The organism is Stackebrandtia albiflava (assembly GCF_007994225.1).
GTDB lineage: Bacteria > Actinomycetota > Actinomycetes > Mycobacteriales > Micromonosporaceae > Stackebrandtia > Stackebrandtia albiflava.
This window is the reverse complement of record NZ_VLLL01000006.1, coordinates 275,439-292,995: the sequence shown is the minus strand read 5'-3', so window position 1 is coordinate 292,995 and position 17,557 is coordinate 275,439. Positions and strand designations below refer to the sequence as shown.

The following is a 17,557-nucleotide window of genomic DNA, read 5'->3' as shown; positions in this document are numbered from 1 at the left end:
GGCGCGGCGGTGTCTACAACGGACCCCGGCCGGCCCGGAGCAGCAGCAGCGCCAACTGGGTGCCGTCCTCGCCGAGGGCCTCACGGAACCGGTCGCAGATCTGGCGTTCCCGGGACAGCACCAGACGGGTGCCGCCCGAGGCCATCCGGAGCCTGCCGACCTCTTTGGATATCTGTGACCGTTCCCGCCACAACCGGATCAGTTCGGCGTCGATCCGGTTTATGCGCTCGCGCAGCTCGGCGAGTTCGGTGGCGTCCTCGGTGCGGGTCGTGGTGGCGGTCATGTCGTACTCCTCGCGATGCCGTGTGCGGTGGGTCGGGTGCCCGCCGGTCCCGGGTCGGCCCGTGGCGTCGCGGAAAGTGAGACGCCCCGGGCTCGATGCCCGGGGCGGTAGGTCTATGGCGGCTCAGCGCGACCTACGGCCCGGACATCCGGTGCCGTAGTAGCCATAAAATCGCGCGTTGCCGATCACGTCGGCAAGTATGCCACACGCCGCGCCGGAGACCCGCCCTTCACCGGTGGTCGGGTGCGTCACGTGCGCGTTCCGGCCGGTGGGATGGAGCCGCCCGCACTGCTGCCGCCGTCACCGGACACGACGACGCCGGCGGCACCCGGGTGTTCCGGGTACCGCCGGCGCAAGGTTCTCAGAACCGCTGTAAGAGGCTGTCTTTGATCCTCGTTCGTTGCGAGCGGCGGTCCGGTCGAGTGCATTCGCAAGGCGGAGTGAGGTCCTGCGTACCGGTGTTGTACGCAGGATCCTCCGACAACGCCGCGAGGCGCCGACCGGGCGACGCGCAGCAGAACAGCAGGATCAACGACAGCCTCTAAGGACGGATCAGGCCGCGTCACCCCAGGTGGCGGCGGTACGGCGGCGGCGGATGACCACCAGCACGACGGCGCCCGCGACCAGCAGGGCGGCGCCCAGCAGCAGCGAGTTGGTCAGCGACAGACCGGTCACCGGCAGGGTGTTGTCGCCGGTCACGGTGATCTTCAGCTGCGCCTCGGTCTCACCCTCGATGACGCCCGCCAGGATCAGCTTCTGCGACTCGTCGCCGGCCGACATGGTGCTCACCTTGGCGAGTTCACCGGTCGACATGAAGACGGTGCCGGTCGGCACGGCCACGGTGGCGGTACCGGTCACGGTGATCTCGGTGGCGCCCTCATCCGGCAGGATGTAGAACTCGCCGCCGGACGGGACGGAGGTCAGCTCGTTGTCGTCGGCGTCGACCAGCTTGCCGTTCTCGACGGTGAGGTTGACCTCGCCCGGGCCGGTGGCCGTGAACGGACCGATCTTCTCCGACAGGTCACCGGAGGACGGGCCGTCGAAGGTGATCTCGGTGATCGGCTCCGGCATCTCGGTGGCACCGGCGGTCAGGTAGTTGTAGATCGCCGTCACGACGGCGTCCTCGGCGTCACCCTGATCGGTCGAGTTGCCGGTGTCGAGGGCGAACCCGTCGGTGAGGCTCCAGATCGCCGCCTGCGTCGCCGTGTAGGCGGCCTCGTCGGCGCTCTCGGCGTCGATCGTGGCGAGGTCGGCGCCCGCGGCCTCGGCCAGTGCGGCCGGGTCGACGGTCGGGAAGCTGTGGTGAAGCACCCACTGCACCTTGGCGAGGTTGTTCACATTGGATGCGTCCCAGGCGCCCTCTTCGTAGATGAACTCCGGGTGCAGGCTCGTCTCGATGTCGATGCAGTACGCCAGGATCGCCTCAGAGGCACCGTCCGGGGTGATCGAGATCCGGGTGGCACCCGGGCCGCCCGTCACACCCCAGCCGGGCTCGGTGGTGACGATGCCCCGAACCGGGGTCGGTGCCTCGTCCTCGTCTTCGGCGGCGGCGGTGCCGGCCATGCCGATACCGAGCGCACCTGCGGCTGTGAGGGCAACGGTCGCCCGCAGCCAGTTGTTCTTCATTGAGTGTCCCTCCCGGGGGAACAGGAATTGAGGGAAGTTCTTTCCGAGAGTCACACGTTAGCGGATGACAACGGGTTGCGGTTGGGGCACAATGATTCGGCGGACCGTTTGGTCCCATATGGGGCATTGATGCCCGTCACAATCAGGTGACTTCTACGCGAATCCGGCACGGGCGGGCCGATCCGGCACGATCGACGGACACGTTGTGCGATGCGCGAAGCCAAGGGGACGGTGTGGGACAACGCTTTCCGGTCACACGATGCGGCGATCGACCGCCCAGCGCGACAACTCGTAGCGGTTGGACATCTGCAATTTCCGGAGCACATTGGACACATGCGTCTCGACGGTCTTGATCGAGATGTACAACTCCTTGGCGATCTCCTTGTAGGCGTACCCCCGGGCCAGCAACCGCAGCACCTCCCGTTCCCGGTTGGTGAGCTGGTCGAGTTCCGGGTCGCTCGCCGGGGCCTGGTTCTTGGCGGCGAACGCGTCGAGCACGAAACCCGCCAACCGCGGTGAGAACACCGCGTCCCCGTCCGCGACCCGCCGGATGGCGGCCACCAGTTCGGCCGCGCCGATGGTCTTGGTGACGTAACCCCGCGCGCCGCCGCGGATCAGGCCGATGACGTCCTCGGCGGCGTCCGACACCGACAGCGCCAGGAACCGGATGTCGGGATTGCTCGCCCTCACCTGCTCCAGCACCGCCCGGCCGCCGCCGTCGGGCATGTGGACGTCGAGCAACACCACGTCCGGCAGCACCCGGCGGATCGTCGCGACCGCCTCGGCGACCGTCCCGGCCTCCCCGATCACCTCGACGGCGTCACCGAGTTCCGCCCGGACACCCGCCCGGAACATGGCGTGGTCGTCCACCAGGAACACCCGCAGCCTGGGTTGATCGTTCATACCCGTTCCTCCTCGTCACCGGCCGGACCGTCGCCCGCCGAGTCCACCGGCATGGTAAGCCGCACCTCCGTGCCCTCCCCGACCGTACTGCGCACCTCCGCGGTGCCACCGTGCCGCCGCATCCGGTCCAAAATAGAGCCACGGATCCCGTGCCGGTCGTCGGCCACCCCCTCCGGGTCGAACCCGGCGCCCCGGTCCCGCACGAACACGCTGAGCAGGCCCGGCTCCGCCTCTGCGTACAGCGAGACACTGCCGACGCCGGCGTGCTTGGCGGCGTTGACCATCGCCTCGCGGGCGGCGGCCACCAGCGCCGCCACGTGCGGGTCCATGTCGTGGTCGCCGACGACCACCGCGTCGACGGTGATGGCGAAGGAGTCCTCGACCTCGGCGGCGGCGGCCTCCAGCGCCGCGCCGAACTTGTCGGCGGCCTCGGCGGTCGGCTTGTACAGCCAGTTCCGCAGCGCCCGTTCCTGTCCGCGCGCCAACCGCGCCACCTCGCGGGGGTCGTCGGCGCGCCGCTGGATCAACGCCAGTGTGTGCAACACCTGGTCGTGCACCATCGCGGCGATGTCGGCGCGTTCGGCCTCACGGACCCGGCCCTCGCGTTCCTCGCGCAGCTGCGTGAACATCCGGTACACCAGCGGCCCGAACACCACCGCGACGCCCGCCAAGGCGATGGCGGTGAACAACAGACTGTTCAGGATGTCGGAGAGTCCGTCCCGGTTGATGCCGACCAGGGCCACCAGGGTCCCGATGACGCCCACGGCGACCAGCAGTCCGCCGCCGCCCAGCCGCAGCACCGCCGAGCGGCGGCCCCCCTCGCCGACGATCGTCGTCAGCCAGTCCGCGTCGGGTTTGATCTGGTGCCAGATGACCCCGGCGCCCAGCGCGACGAGCGCGGCGAGCCAGCCGAACAGCATCCCCGGGCCGGCCCACCCGGTCAGCACCGACAGGAACACGATCGCGATCCCCAGCAGCGCGAACACCGGCCACTGCCGGCGGTCCCGCCACGCGTTGCGTCCGGTGTCGTTGGGCAGCACCGCCCACAGCGCCACGTAGAGCAGGACGCCCAGTCCCTCGAACAGCGGGGTGGCCATCACGACGAACGCCAACCGCACGTATATGGGCCGGACGCGAAGGTGCTCGGCCAACCCGCGCGCCACACCGGTGAGCAACCGGCCGGCACGGACCCGCCGCAGCGGTGGCCTGGCCGGTCGGCGGTGGACCGCCTCCTGCGTCTCGATGACCGGCTCCTCTCCACGGTGGGGCTCGACCCGGCGGGGTCCGCGCCGGAAACAACCCCATCGTCACACGCGGCACGGGCCGCCGACAGGGGTGCCGTCCCCCAGCCGTCCCGTATTTTCCCGGCTCAGGGTTATCTCAGGGGGCCGCCCGGATGCGCCGGTGCCGGCCGGTTGGCAAGATCGACTGATGACCTCTGTGGGAAGCGAGCCGACTCCGCCCCCGGGTGGCCTCATGGGTCGCTCCGGTCTGGTGCGCGACCGGTCGGACCGGAAGATCGCGGGCGTGTGCGCCGCGCTCGGCCGGGCCAGCGCCACCGATCCACTCCTGTGGCGGGCGCTGCTGGCGGTGCTCGTGGTGTTCAGCGGCATCGGTCTGCTGCTGTACGCGCTGGCGTGGCTGTGCTTCCCGCAACGGGGTGACGAGGTGTCGGCCCTGGAGTCGCTGCTGGGCCGCGGGCGCAGCAGCACGTCGCTGGCCGCCACGTTGACGCTGGCGGGGACCGTGGCGTTCCTCGGTGTCGTCGTGTGTCTCGATCCCTCGAACTACCCGATGCTGGTGTTGGGTGTGGCGACGCCGGCCGCGGCGGTCGCGGCCGGTCGGCGGTCCGCCCCAGACGAGACGGACGCGCCGGCGGCACCCGAGCCCGTCGTCGCGGCCACCGAGGAGGGCTACCGGTCGCCCTTCGCGCCGGGCGGCCCCTACGCCCGCACCCGGGAATTCCCCGCCGTGGAGCCGGAGACGCCGTCCGTGACGGCGCCCGTCGAACCGGTGCCCCCGGCTCCTCCGGTGCGCCGCCGGTACAGCCACCGGCTCACCGTCATCGGCGGGGCCGTGACCGCGCTGGCGATGGCGGTGATGTCGATCGTGGCGATGGCGGGTGTGCCGGTCCCGGCGGGGGCGTTCGGTGGCGTCGCGCTGCTGTTGATCGGGATGGTCCTCATCGTCGCGACCTGGTGGGGGCGGTCCCGGTCGTTGATCGTCGTGGGCGCGGCGCTGTCGGCGGTGCTGGCGGTGCAGTACTTCGACACCAACGACCGTCCCGCCGGGCCGGTCAACGAGCGGATGGCGCCGGTGTCGGTCGAGGAGATCCCGCCGCAGTGGTCGGTGTGGTTCGGGGAGTCCGAGCTGGATCTGCGCGGCATCGACTTCACCGAGTCCGACGAGGTCCGGCTGCAGGTCATGGTGCGCGGTGCCGCGGCCGAGATACACGTGCCGCCGGACGTCGACGTGGTCCTGTTCGTCGACATGACCGGCGGCAACGCGGAGATCCACGATCCGGCGAGCGACGTGACCATGGAGACGGCCGGCTCGGGGCAACTCGTGTCGGAGGGGGCGGACGGCCCCGGCGGCGGTCGGGTGACGATCGACGTGACCATCGAGTTCGGCACATTGGAGGTGACCCGGTGAGCGACCGCCACCCGGCCAGCACGGCCTATCTCATCCTCGGGATGCTCTTCGCGACCACCGGTGTGGTCGGCATCGTCAACGCCTTCGTTCCCGTGTCGCTGGCCGCGGCGGGCATCATCTTCACCTCCGCGTTCACGCTCGCGGGGGTCATCGCGTTGTTCGCCGCGCTGCGGCGGCCGGGCGACGAGGAATGACCGCCGCGGCCCGGACACCCGATGCGGGCGGTGAGCGTCCGGCCACCGTGCGGTAGGGTGGCGCGGCATGGGAGCCGTCGTTCCCTTCCTTTGGGGGTGACGCCCCGGACCGTTCCGGTTCGGGGCGTTCGTTCGCCCCTCACTCCTCTGTCGACTGTTCCTCTACGGGCCAGACGGTCATCTCGATGCTTCCGGACAACCGCAACTCCCCGTCGATCGACGCCGCGTCGGCGACCGTGAAGTCGCCGAGCCGCATGAGCCGCAGCCGGTCGGCGAACGCCACCACGAGATACCACTGGTCGGCCTCGTCGGTGTAGACCCAGCCGGGCGTGGCGTCCTCCGGCAGTTCGGGGTCGGCGTCGGCCGTATCGAAGGCGGTGTGCCGGATTGCGGGGGAACCGGAACTCGGCGTCGTAGTATGAAGCCCGTCCGTGAACGCTTCGGGTGCTTGCCCGGCAACGACTTCAGGCGAGGAGGAGGGCGATGGAACGACCGGCGCGTAGGCGTCCCGACCGATCACCTCGTGGCCGCCGCGTTGCGCGACCAGTCCCGGATACGGTTCGCCGTAGGCGATCTCGGATTCGGGCCGCGATTCGGTCATCACGTTCGGTTGCGGCACGTGGTGTGGCGTGGCACGCTGGAGATCTCCACCTCCCGGAGACGGCGAATTGATTAGTGCGGATAGTTCGATCTTGCCGGCGAGCTTGGCCGCTCCCCAGCCGCTCAACGCCACGCCGAGGACGGCGGCCACCCCGATCCCGCCGTACCACATCATGGGCTTCGGCAACGGAGCCAGCGACGCACCGGCCCCCGCCGCGGCGCCGCACAGCGCCACGCCGATCACCACGCCGATCCACGGTGGCACGGTGCTCTTCGGACGCCGCCCCTCGACCGGCCACTTCGCCCACGCCTTCGCGGTGCCCAGCGCCGCAGCCGACAACCCCGCCGTCACTAGCCCCGCCACCGCGAGGGCCGCGACGGCGATGCCGATGCGCAACTCCATTGCCGTACCTTCCTGTCGGCAGGCGATCACGTCGCCACTGCCCGGACGGACACCGGCTCGGCGTCCGGCATTGAGGCTAAAGCAAAACGACCACAGTCGGCAGACCCGTACACCCGCAGCCGATTACCGACACGCCCGGTGTCGGCTATCTGACAGAAAGTCCCGAATTCGCAGGTCACAGTCTCAAGGTGACACTGAAAGCCATCGGATCCCGGGAGTACCCACGAATTATCCGACCCGCCGGGCACCACGAATGACCGAATTCGTGTTTCCTGTATCGATGAAGGACGACCGCACATGAGAGACATCCCGTACCTGCTGGCCGTACAGGCCAACGAGCTCAACACCGAGGGCATCCTGTCCTTCTTCCTGAGCCGGATCGCACCGATCCTGCTCGCGATCCTCGGTGTCATCTTCATCGCCCGGGCCAACAAGGGCGAGGTCTCCCGCGTGCTCACCTCCTCCACGATCGCCATCGTCGGAATCGCGTTCATCGCGGGCGCGACCACCCTGGTGCTGTTCGGCGGCGGCCTGGTCGACCTGCTGTTCACCAGCGAGGACGGCGAGTAGCCATGAAGCTGCGCACCGACGACGACATCTACCGCGCCAGGCTGCTCTATCTGGGTCCACCGGGCTACACGTTCCCGGTGCATCTGCCTTACGCGCAGTACGGCGTCTTCACCGCGCTGCTGGCCTTCTACATGTTCGTCCACTGGCTGTTCACGTTCCGGGTCGAGATCTTCCCCGCCTGGGAGATCGCCCTGGCGATGGTGAGCACGTCGCTGATCTTCCGCTACGTCGACCCCGACCGCCCCGCCCGCGCGGTGATCCGCACGGTCCTGACCGACTGGCGACGCACCCGCGAACCCATGACCGAGCAACGCGACCGGCGCTTCTCCGCGAACCGCATCGTCATCCGGGAGGAGCTGGCATGAACTCCGCCCCTCCACCGTCCGGCCACCACACCGAGACGGACCCCCAGACCCGCCCGACGGCGGTGTTCAAGGCTCCCAAGTCCACCGAACCCGACCCCACCACCGCGCTCGCGGATGTTCTGTTCGGCGAGCGTGCGAGCCGAACTCAAGAGCGCAGCGGCGAGCGTGCGAGCCGAACTCAAGAGCACAGCGGTGAGCGTGCGAGCCGAACCGGGCCGCGAAGCGGACCGGACGGCGCCGAGCGGAGCGAGGCACCGTCCCCGGAGCGCACCGACCGGGCTCGCCGAGAACCCGCCGACCCGCCGGGCGAGGCGTCGGCCCGAGACCACGACGGTGAGCCCGCCGGCGGCGCCCCGGAATCCGACGCGCGGGCCGAGGCGGCCGACGACTCCGGCACGGCCGTGGAGACCGGGAACGCCCCCCAGGCCACGGCTCCGCCCGACCCCCGGCACACCCGACGGCTGATCTCCGGCGAAGTCGACCCGGAGCCACCGGCCACCGAACCCACTGTGGAGCTGTTCGGCCCGTGGGGTGGCTCGCCCGAGGTGTCACCGGGGGCGGCACCCGAGGACGAGTCGGCCGATCCGGCGGCGGTCGAATCCGGCCCCGCCGAGGACGAGGCGACGGAGGAGACCTCCGATCCCGCCGCCTCGGCGGCCGTGACGCGACACGCCAGTTCACCTGCGGATAACCTCGTCTCCGCTCAGGAATATCCACAGGGTTATCCACAGGAACGTCCCGGTGAAGCGCCGGGAAATCCACAGCACGATCCACAGGAATCGCCCGGTTATCCACAGGCAACCGCCGGTTATCCACAGGATGGGCGGAGTTATCCACAGGAGCCGGAGGGTGAGCGGCCACCCGCGGCGACGGGTTATCCACAGGACGTGGCCGCCGAGGCCGCAGCTCCCGAACCGTCTCCGACGACTGCACCGGGCAACGGGTTCGCCGAACAGGAGGCGCGGGTCCTGGCGCAGATCCACGCCCGGCAGCAGGCGCAGGAACTCGCCGCCCGGCGGCGTGCCGCCCCGCAGTCGCCGCCGGAGCCCGACACCTCGCGGCTGCGGCCCCGCATGGAGCCACCACCCCCACCACCACCGCCCGCCCGGAACCCGTTCGCCGCCACCGAGGCCGCGAACCGGGAACTCGACCAGGCCCGTTCGGTCGCGGCCCGTCGCAGCCGGTCCGCGCCCCCGGCCACGCCGTCCGCGCCTCCGCCGACACCTCCGCAGGCGGCACCTCCGCCCGCCGGGCCGCCCCGTACCGTCGCCGGCGAGATGGGCCAGACCCGGTCCGGTCCGGTCCGGTTCACCGGTCCGCCTCCGGCTGCGCGGCGACCGGGAGTGGACCCGGCGAGCGGGCAACACCCGGTGGTACCGCAACCGCCCACGGTGGACCCCCGGTTGTCGAGCCGGCCGCCGGCGCCACCGGTCGCCGATCCCCGGCCGCCCCGCCGGACGGCTCCGGTCGCGCCCCCGCCGGTCCCGGCTCCGCCACCTCGGCGCAGCCAGCAGCTCGTCCCGTTGCCGCCGGCGCCTCCGGCTCCCGAGCGGCCCCACCGGATGCCGAAGCCGCCGCGCGAACGTGACCGCACGGCCGCGCAGGAACTGGCGATCACCGAGATCGCCGGGCACACCACGTTCACGCCGACCTCCGTCACCGCCTGGTACCGGCTCCCGGAGGTGCGGTGGGCGTTCCGGCCCGACCCCGAACGCGAGGCCCTGATCTCGGCCATCGCCGAGCAGTACGCGGGCATGGCGGGGTACCGGCTGCACCTTCGCCGGACCACCCGGCCGTTCCCCGCCGACGAGTGGGCGCGGACCGTCGACCGCAACACGCCCCGCCCGCTGCCGCCGGTGCCGGGTGCGCCCTCCTGGGCCGACCACCTGGTCGCGGCGCAGCGGCACCTCCACGACGTGCAGCACTCGGAGGGGCAGATCTACCTGGGCATCAGTTTCGCCCGGCGCACCCTCGCCGACACGCTCGGGGAGAAGTTCGGCAGGCTGTTCGGCAAGGGCACCCGTGACGCGGAACGCCACCGGATCGCCAAGGTCACCGAACAGTTCGACGAGGTGCTGGGCGCCTTCGGCGTCCGTGCCCGCCGCGCCACCAGCCACGAGCTGGAGTGGCTGATCTTCCGCAGTGTCGCCCTCGGGATGGAACCGCCGGAGTTGCTCTCCGCGGTGCGTGACGGCCACTGGGAGCCGGGCGACGTCCTGGCCATGACCGAACAGATCGAGCGGTACCGCACGCCCTACGGCTCGACCGTGAAGCTGGTCAACCGCCTCACCGGCGAGGAACGGCACGTCGCGGTGTTGACCGTCGGGCGTATGGAGGATCTGGAGATCCCAGAGCGCCACGAACCGTGGTTGCACTTCCACGAGCGGGCGCCCTGGCCGATGGAGCTCTCGTCACGCATCGACGTGCTGGGTCCCGGGGAGGCGTTCCGCAACCTCGAACACCGGTTGCGGATGATCCGGTCGCAACAGCACGACTACGACGAACACTCGATGGACGCCCCGCCGGAACTGGAACGGCTCGCGCAGCGGGCGCTCGTGGTGGGCGACGAGATGACGACCGGCCTTGCGACCGACGCGGCGCGGGTGCACGGCTGGCACCGGCTCGCCGTCGCCGCCGACACCCGCGACGAATGCCTGGAACGGGCACGCAAGGTCATCCAGATGTACAACCGGGACCTGCGGATCTCCCTGCAGCACCCCAAGAACCAGGACTGGCTGGCGAGGGAGTTCATCCCCGGTGAGCCGGTCGCCAACACCGGGTACCTGCGCCGGATGCCGGTGCGGTTGTTCGCGGCGGCGTTGCCGCAGGCGGCCTCGCACGTCGGTGACCGGCGCGGCGACCTCATAGGGCGTACGGCGGGCACCTGCCGCCGACCGGTGTTCCTCGACCTGCACTTCCCGACCGAGGTCCGGGAACGCTCCGGCCTGGCGGTGTTCGTCGCCGAACCCGGCGGCGGCAAGTCGACCCTCATGGGCGCGTTGGGCTACCTCGCGGCGCGGCGCGGCGTGCAGGTGACCCTGCTCGACCCGTCGGGGCCGCTGGCGCGGCTGTGCGAGATGCCGGAGCTCAAGCCGTACTCCAAGGTGCTGAACCTGACCGGTTCGGAGGGCGGGACGCTCGCGCCCTACGCGCTGATCCCGACTCCCCGGCGGGAGCACTGGGATCCCGGCCCGGAGGCGGAACGGGAGTTCCACATCGCGGTGTCGAACGCGCGCGCGGAACGGCGCATGCTGGTACAGGACATCTGTTCCATGCTGGTTCCGCCGCAGGTGGCGCGGGAGGCGTCGACCGCCCGGCTGCTGCGTCACGCGGCCCGTCAGGTCCCCGCCGAGGAGACGTCCACCCTCGAGGACGTGGTGGCCTGCCTGCGGGGGCAGGGCGAGGAGGGCGAGGAGCTCGCCGCCCTGCTGATGGACACCGCGGAGATGCCGCTGGCGATGCTGTTCTTCGGTTCGCCGCCCTCGGACATGCTCACCGACGACGCGCTGTTGACGGTCATCACGATGGCCGGGCTGCGGCTCCCCGACCTGAAGATCGAGCGCGAGTACTGGTCGGCGGAGGAGGCGTTGGCGCTGCCGATGCTCCACACCGCGCACCGGTTGGCGGTCCGCCGCTCCTACGGCGGCGACATCCACCGCCGGAAGCTCGTCGGGCTCGACGAGGCCCACTTCATGGAGGGTTGGCGTTCCGGGCGTTCGTTCCTGGTCCGGATGGCACGCGACTCCCGGAAGTGGAACCTGGCGGCCCTGGTGGCCTCGCAGAACCCGAAGGACATCCTGGGACTGGACGTGCAGAACCTGGTCTCGACGGTGTTCGTGGGCCGGATCGCCGAGGACGCCGAGATCGCCGCCGAGGCGCTGCGGATGCTCCGGGTGCCGCGCGACGTCGGGTACGAGCAGACCCTCGCGTCGCTCAGCGAGGCCGATACCACCGAAGACTCCCGACTGCCCTACCGCGAGTTTATTATGCGCGATGTGGACGGTCGAGTGCAGCGGGTACGGGCGGACATCTCCTATGTGCCCGGACTGCTCGATCACCTGGACACCACTCCCGGGGGACGCCAGGCGGCAGCCCGGCCGACCGACGCCTCACCGACCGCCACCGACCCGGCACAGTAGGCCGGCCGCAGCCAGATGGGATAGTGATGACAGATGTCTGCCCCTCACCGCCACCCGACGTGGTCGCCCGGTAGCGCCCGGCCGCGCCGAATCGCCCGGGTGGGCGCCCGGTTGCTGGTGACGGCGGTGGCCGCGCTCGCGGTCCTGTTCTTCTCCCCGACCGCCGCCCAGGCCGACGACTGCAGTGTGCAGGAGTGGCACGAGAACTGGCGGCAGTGCGTGGACGCGCTCCCCGACGAACCGGAGACCAGCTGCAAGACCCCGCCGGTGCCCGCGTCCCCCGACTCCGGCATGGCCGGCTGGTTCGCGCAGGAACCGCAGTCACCGCCGGACGGGTACGAACTGTCGCCGCAGGCCAAGGGCGCGTACTCCCACTACGGTTACGCCGGGTACGACATGCCGTTGTACGACCTGGGGTGTGTGGGGAACGTCGTCCCCGACTCGGAGTCGGCGGGCAACAGCCTCGCCAACCTGGAGTTCACCCTCGCGACCGGCATCATCGGCGCCTCGAACGGTCTGCGGCACGCGGCCTGGGAGCCGGGTGGCCTGTGGGGCTGGGCCGACACCTTCGTCAAGAACGCCACCGAGGCGATCTACGAGCAGGTGTTCACGGTCTTCGGGGCGTTGACCGTCGCGCTGGTGGGCCTGTACCTGATCTGGCGGTCGCGGCAGGCCGACATGTCGATGGCGGTGACCACGGCGGGTTGGGCGGTACTGGTGCTGGTGGTGGTCACGGCGGTGGCCCGCTGGCCCGTCGAGTCGGCCAACTTCGCCGACGAGGGCCTGACCGCCTCCCTCTCGGTGGTGCAGGACGCCGTCGGCCCTCCGACGCAGGAGGGCTGCGAGGACGCCTACGGCATGACCGAGGCCGAGCAGCGGGCCGCGTGGGACGGCGGCGCCTGCCTCGACCTGCGTTCCCCGGCGACCCGCGCGTCGGACATGGCGACCGGCGAGATCCTGTACAACAACTGGATCCGCTCGGTGCTCGGCCAGTCCGAGGAGGTGGTGTACGAGACCGACGCCGACGGCGACGTCCTCACCGACGACCAGGGCCGCCCGGTGGTGGCCGACGGCAACACCGCCTACAAGTACGGTCCGGCGCTGTACGACGCGACCGCGTTCACGTGGGCGGAGATCCAGGACGCCCGTGCCAGCCCCTCGGACCGGCAGATGCTCGTCGAGCAGAAGCAGAACCAGTGGCGCAAGGTCGCCGCCGCCATCGAGCGGGAGGACCCGGAGGCGTACCAGAACCTCACCGGCGCCAACGGCTGGGACCGGGCGGGCACCGGCCTGCTGGCGATCCTGTCGGCGCTGTTCTTCGCGCTGTTCGACCTGACCACGTCGATCCTCATCATCCTCGGGTTCCTGTTGATCCGGTGGGCGGTGATCGCGTTGCCGCTCATCGGGACCATCGCGATACTGCGGCCCGCATCGGGCGGCTTCAAGCGACTGGTGTCGGCGGTGGTCGCCGCGGTCATCAACGTCATCGTGTTCGGCGTCGCGGCCGCGGTCTACCTGTACGCGGTCAGCCAGATCCTCGCCGCCGACCTGCCGGGGTGGCTACAGGTGCTGTTGATCGCGCTCATCGGGGTCGCCGCCTGGATGTTGTTGCGGCCCTATCGACGCCTCGGGTCGTTGCGCGGCGGTTCCAGCATCGCCGAGGCCGCGTTCGGCCGCCGGCGATCCGCCGCCGGGCCGAACGACAGGTCGACCGCGTCGGAACGGCCGGAGAAGTACCGGGTGGAGACCGGCAAGGAGGAGCCGGTACCGGTCAGGTCCGAGTCGCGGGAACCGTTGACGGCACAGTCCCGGGGCGACGCCTCCGACAACGCCGCCGCCGGACTGCCTCCCAGGCCGGCACCGGCGACGCCGCCCGCCGGGAAGGCGAAGGCCGGGTACGCCATCTACCGGCCGAGCGGGTCGGGTTCCGGCGCGTCCGCCGGTGACCGTCCGATGGTGACCGTCCGGCGACCGGACTAGGAGGCCGTGATGACGCGCCGCGTGCTGCGGATGCTCGGTTCCCGGTACGGCATCGCCGCGATCCTCCTGCTGGTGGTGATCTCGGTGGTCGCCGTGGCCCAGGACCAGTCGCGGTCGACGCCGGGCGACGGCGGCCAGCAGGGCAACACCGTCGACAACGTCGAACCGGGTGCGCCCGACGACGGGTTCGCCACGCCCTCCGCCGATCCGGGCGCGACCTCCGGACCGGCGGCCGACGTGTTGCCGGACTCCGCCGTGGACACCGCGACCGCGTTCGCGGTCGCCTGGGTGGACACCGGGTCCGCCACCGCCGCCGAATGGGTCGACCGGTTGGCCCCGTACGCCACTCGTGAGCTCCACGAACAGTTGGCCGGTGTGGACCCGGTGTCGGTGCCCGCCACCGAGGTGCGCGGCGAGGGCCGGGCGTCGGCGGCCCATGTGGAGTTCGACACGGATGCGGGATTGCTCATCCTGCGCATGACGGAGGAAAATGGTGGTTGGCTGGTGGCCGGGATCGATTTCCGGCGGCCCTGACCGCGACGACGAGTGAGAGACCGGAAACATGGACGCCGCTGAACCGACCGCCCCCGGCCGGGCCCGCCGCAGACTGTGGTGGGGGATCGCCGGTGGCCTCCTCGCCCTGCTGTGCTGCGGCAGTGTGACGGTGTACGTGGTCGCGTTGACGTTGACCCCCGAGAACGGTTCGCCCGTCAACCTCGCCGGCTGCGGCGTGGACGGCGAGGTGGAGATCGACGGGCCGCTCCCGCAGGTGCGCAACCTCAGTCAGGAGCAGATGGAGAACGCCGCGATCATCGTCCAGGTGGGACAGGACGAGGGCGTGCCGCCGCGCGGTTGGATCATCGCGGTGGCCACGGCCATGCAGGAGTCCACACTCCACAACTACGGCCACCTCGGCGACCGCAACGACCACGACTCGCAGGGCCTGTTCCAGCAGCGGCCGAGCCAGGGCTGGGGCACGGTCGAACAGATCACCGACCCGGTGTACGCCAGCAGGTCCTTCTACCGGAGCCTGTTGAAGGTGGCGAGCTGGGAGGGCATGGACCTGACGGTCGCGGCGCAGGCGGTGCAACGGTCGGCGTACCCGGACGCCTACGCCAAGTGGGAGCCGCTGGCGACCGACGTCGTGAACGTCCTCACCGACGGCGGCGCCCGGTCGGCCGCCAACGGCGGGGAACTGGGACAGTGCACGGCCCTGGGCGAGATCACCGCCTCCGGGTGGACCGCGCCGGTGCCGCAGGGCATCGTGTCGGGTTACCGCACCGCGCAGCGCCCGGACCACTACGGTGTGGACCTGGGTTCACCGCGCGGCACGGAGGTGCGGGCGGCGGCCGGTGGCGTGGTCATCACCGCCGAGTGCAACGCCTTCGCGCCCGACGGCTCGGCGTACTCGTGCGATGTGGACGGTTCACCGTCGATCGCCGGGTGTGGCTGGTTCGTGAACATCCAGCACGCCGACGGCATCCAGACCCGGTACTGCCACTTCGAGACCGCGCCGCTGGTGCAGGTGGGGCAGCGGGTGGCGGCCGGTGAGGTCATCGGTGTCTCGGGTACGTCCGGCAACTCCTCGGGGCCGCATCTGCACTTCGAGGTGCACACCGGCAACGACCAGTCGAACCAGGGGGCCATCGACCCGGTGGCGTGGCTGGCACAGCAGGGTGTCGCCATCGACGGCTGAGCCGGTGCGGTCTCCCGCTCGTTCGGTGGGGGTCGAGCGGTTCGCCATGGGGCCGCGGTGTCTTGTGGACCGACTCGCGCCGGTGGCGGCGGACGGTCCCGTCGTGGAGGCGGGCGCCTCCGACTGCGGAGAACCCGGGCAGGGCCGCTCAGATGTCGAGCCGGTGGAGCCACGCGTCCTGACCGTCGGCGAGGTGGAACGTCAGGGGCAGGGGGACGAAGCGGCAGCGGAAGGTCATCCCCTCGTCCCGGCCGGTACCGGTGACCTGGTGGTTCCAGGCGTCGGGCGTGGCGGGATCGGCGGTCAGCTGCAGATACGTGGTGTGGCGGGCGAAGCCCCGGATGGGGTGGACGGTGTGATCGTCGCCGAGTATCCGCACGATCCTGGCGTCGTGCAGGCCGGTCTCTTCACGGACCTCCCGTATCACGGCCTGTTCGAGGGTCTCGCCGAGCGCGACGCCACCGGCGGGGACGTGGGTTCCCGGCGGCAGGTCGGCTTCGTGGTCGAAGACGAGCAGTTCGGTGGGGCGGTCCGGCCTCCGGCGCAGCACATAGGCGGCGACGCGGACCCGGGGCGTGGCGTCGGGCACGCGCAGCATGGTAACGGCGCGAACGTGCCGACGGTGGACCTCCGTCGGGGTGCGACGAGCCCGATCGTTCGTGCCGTGCCGTATCGCGGTCGGGCTCGCCGACGGAGTCGGGGCGTCCGGGCCTCACGACAGCGGGATCGTGCTGTTCTCGTAGACGCGCTCCACGTCGGGGGATTGGAGCAGGAAGTGCAGCGCGTCCTCGGTGACGGTCGCCGAGAACCAGTCCGAGCCGGTGTCCACGTCGGTGACGCCGTAGTCCGCGAGGTCGGCGGCCAGCCGTTCCAACTGCGCGGCCACGGCCACCTCGTCCTCCGCGGTGACCCGGACGATCACCGAGACGGTCCCCTCCTCGGCCACCGTCTCGACGAGCATCCGCTCCTCCTCGGTGAGGTCCACGTCGATCACCGGGGAGGACGCCGCCTCGGTCGGCGGATCTCCGGCGGACGGCGCGGAATCGCATCCGGCGGCCAGTGACAGCACGATCGCCACCACGGGCGTCAGTCTTCGCGGCACGGTCTCTCCTCACACGGGGGTCACCGCTTCCGACGGCCGCACCGGCGGATCGGTTCCCCGCAGCCGGTGGCCGGCTCGGCCACGTCAGGTCCGCGACAGCGCGGGGAAGGCCGGATGACAGCGGGGTCGGCGATCGTCGTGGCATGCAGACAGGCCCCGCCGACCGCCCCCCGGCGCCGGTGGACATCGCGAAGGAGCAGCACATGCGGGCTTTCCCCACCCCCACACCGATCTCGGCGACGGTGGACGTCGTCATGGGAGACATCCGGTTCGTCGCCACCGACCGCATCGACACCGTGGTCGGCGTCGATCCGCTCGACCCCGGCCGGGCCCTGGACGTCGAGGCCGCCGCGCAGGTCCGGGTCGAGTACGCCCAGGGGCGGCTGCGGGTCTCACACCCTCGGCTGCGGAGCGCCTTCACCCGGCGGTTCGGCTCGGTGCGGGTGCTGGTGGAGCTGCCCACCGGCTCGGACGTCCGGGGCGACACCGCGCAGGGCGAACACGTCGTCCGGGGCGCCGTCGGTTCCTGCCGGTTGAAGACCGCCATCGGGGACATCCGGGTCGAACGGGCCGCCGAGGCGCGGTTGAAGACCACCGGCGGCAGGGTGATCGTCGACCACGTGACCGGCTCCGCCGACGTCGCCGGCTACGGCGGCGTCCGGATCGGCCGGGTGGAGGGCCCCGCGGTCGTCCACGACCTCGGCGGTGACATCACCGTCGGGGTAGCGGGTTCGGACGTCGAGGCCAGGACCGCCAACGGGCGCATCCGGCTGGGCGAGGTCCGCGAGGGCACCGTCGATCTGTACGCGGCGATCGGCGGGCTGGAGATCGGCGCGCCGCACGGCACGCACGTCCGGCTCGACGCGCGGGCCACGACCGGCCGGGTACGCGGAGACCTGGGGACCTCCTCGCCGACCGACCGGACGGTGGCGGTCAGGGCCCGTTGCCACGGCGGCGACATCGTCGTCCGCCGCGTCGAGTCCGGTCACGACGTCCGGCACGGCGCCGCGCGGCTCTCCGGATGACCGGAACCGGACGGCTCGC

Annotated in this window: 16 protein-coding genes; 9 read left to right on the top strand and 7 right to left on the bottom strand. The window is 71.1% G+C overall.

Going from position 1 to position 17,557, the window contains the following annotated elements; all coding sequences use genetic code 11:
• Nucleotides 1-13: 13 nt before the first annotated feature.
• The 4 genes from LX16_RS12090 to LX16_RS12075 all read right to left on the bottom strand — a co-directional run bounded on the left by LX16_RS12090 (nt 14) and on the right by LX16_RS12075 (nt 4,056).
• A complete protein-coding gene (locus tag LX16_RS12090; protein WP_280176815.1) occupies nt 14-400 on the bottom strand; it encodes a chorismate mutase in 387 nt (128 codons plus the stop codon).
• A 435-nt stretch (nt 401-835) separates the two neighbouring features.
• A complete protein-coding gene (locus LX16_RS12085) occupies nt 836-1,909 on the bottom strand; it encodes a thioester domain-containing protein (RefSeq protein ID WP_147138256.1) in 1,074 nt (357 codons plus the stop codon).
• Between the two features lie 252 nt (nt 1,910-2,161).
• Nucleotides 2,162-2,812: a response regulator gene (locus tag LX16_RS12080; RefSeq protein ID WP_147138252.1), complete on the bottom strand. Its 651-nt coding sequence runs from the start codon at nt 2,810-2,812 to the stop codon at nt 2,162-2,164.
• Entirely contained in the window at nt 2,809-4,056 is a 1,248-nt protein-coding gene (locus LX16_RS12075; protein WP_425304429.1) for an ATP-binding protein, read from the bottom strand. The genes LX16_RS12080 and LX16_RS12075 overlap by 4 nt, the downstream gene beginning before the upstream one ends.
• Before the next feature lie 187 nt (nt 4,057-4,243).
• Here LX16_RS12075 and LX16_RS12070 point away from each other — a divergent pair, with 187 nt between their 5' ends.
• Together LX16_RS12070 and LX16_RS12065 are read left to right on the top strand one after the other, a co-directional pair.
• Nucleotides 4,244-5,464, top strand: coding sequence for a PspC domain-containing protein (locus tag LX16_RS12070; RefSeq protein WP_158645571.1), 1,221 nt, complete (start codon nt 4,244-4,246; stop codon nt 5,462-5,464).
• Complete coding sequence (locus LX16_RS12065) at nt 5,461-5,658, top strand: hypothetical protein (RefSeq protein ID WP_147138243.1); 198 nt, start codon at nt 5,461-5,463, stop codon at nt 5,656-5,658. The genes LX16_RS12070 and LX16_RS12065 overlap by 4 nt, the downstream gene beginning before the upstream one ends.
• A 139-nt stretch (nt 5,659-5,797) precedes the next feature.
• Here the strand turns inward: LX16_RS12065 and LX16_RS12060 are convergent, their stop codons facing one another.
• Nucleotides 5,798-6,661, bottom strand: a complete 864-nt coding sequence (locus LX16_RS12060) for a hypothetical protein (RefSeq protein ID WP_147138240.1) — start codon at nt 6,659-6,661, stop codon at nt 5,798-5,800.
• Nucleotides 6,662-6,958: 297 nt separating this feature from the next.
• Here LX16_RS12060 and LX16_RS12055 point away from each other — a divergent pair, with 297 nt between their 5' ends.
• The 6 genes from LX16_RS12055 (at nt 6,959) to LX16_RS12030 (ending at nt 15,411) form a co-directional block, all read left to right on the top strand.
• On the top strand, nt 6,959-7,231 hold the full coding sequence (locus LX16_RS12055; RefSeq protein WP_147138237.1) for a hypothetical protein: 273 nt from the start codon (nt 6,959-6,961) through the stop codon (nt 7,229-7,231).
• A gap of 2 nt (nt 7,232-7,233) precedes the next feature.
• Complete coding sequence (locus LX16_RS12050; RefSeq protein WP_147138234.1) at nt 7,234-7,596, top strand: hypothetical protein; 363 nt, start codon at nt 7,234-7,236, stop codon at nt 7,594-7,596.
• Nucleotides 7,597-8,669: 1,073 nt separating this feature from the next.
• Nucleotides 8,670-11,735 carry an ATP-binding protein gene (locus LX16_RS12045; RefSeq protein ID WP_425304428.1) on the top strand — a complete coding sequence of 1,022 codons (3,066 nt, stop codon included), beginning with the start codon at nt 8,670-8,672 and terminating at the stop codon, nt 11,733-11,735.
• A 33-nt stretch (nt 11,736-11,768) separates the two neighbouring features.
• The gene (locus LX16_RS12040; RefSeq protein ID WP_147138231.1) at nt 11,769-13,715 is read left to right on the top strand and encodes an MFS transporter; all 1,947 of its coding nucleotides are present in this window, start codon (nt 11,769-11,771) and stop codon (nt 13,713-13,715) included.
• Nucleotides 13,716-13,724: 9 nt separating this feature from the next.
• Nucleotides 13,725-14,249 carry a hypothetical protein gene (locus tag LX16_RS12035; protein ID WP_147138227.1) on the top strand — a complete coding sequence of 175 codons (525 nt, stop codon included), beginning with the start codon at nt 13,725-13,727 and terminating at the stop codon, nt 14,247-14,249.
• A 28-nt stretch (nt 14,250-14,277) separates the two neighbouring features.
• Nucleotides 14,278-15,411, top strand: coding sequence for a M23 family metallopeptidase (locus tag LX16_RS12030; RefSeq protein ID WP_147138224.1), 1,134 nt, complete (start codon nt 14,278-14,280; stop codon nt 15,409-15,411).
• Nucleotides 15,412-15,559: 148 nt separating this feature from the next.
• Here the strand turns inward: LX16_RS12030 and LX16_RS12025 are convergent, their stop codons facing one another.
• Nucleotides 15,560-16,009, bottom strand: a complete 450-nt coding sequence (locus tag LX16_RS12025) for an NUDIX hydrolase (RefSeq protein WP_170283855.1) — start codon at nt 16,007-16,009, stop codon at nt 15,560-15,562.
• Between the two features lie 114 nt (nt 16,010-16,123).
• Entirely contained in the window at nt 16,124-16,513 is a 390-nt protein-coding gene (locus LX16_RS12020) for a hypothetical protein (protein WP_147138218.1), read from the bottom strand.
• A 143-nt stretch (nt 16,514-16,656) separates the two neighbouring features.
• On the opposite strand from LX16_RS12020, the gene LX16_RS12015 reads away from it, so the two are divergent.
• Nucleotides 16,657-17,538 (top strand): DUF4097 family beta strand repeat-containing protein, encoded by an 882-nt coding sequence (locus LX16_RS12015; RefSeq protein WP_211354474.1) that lies wholly within the window; start codon nt 16,657-16,659, stop codon nt 17,536-17,538.
• The last annotated feature ends 19 nt before the right edge of the window (nt 17,539-17,557 follow it).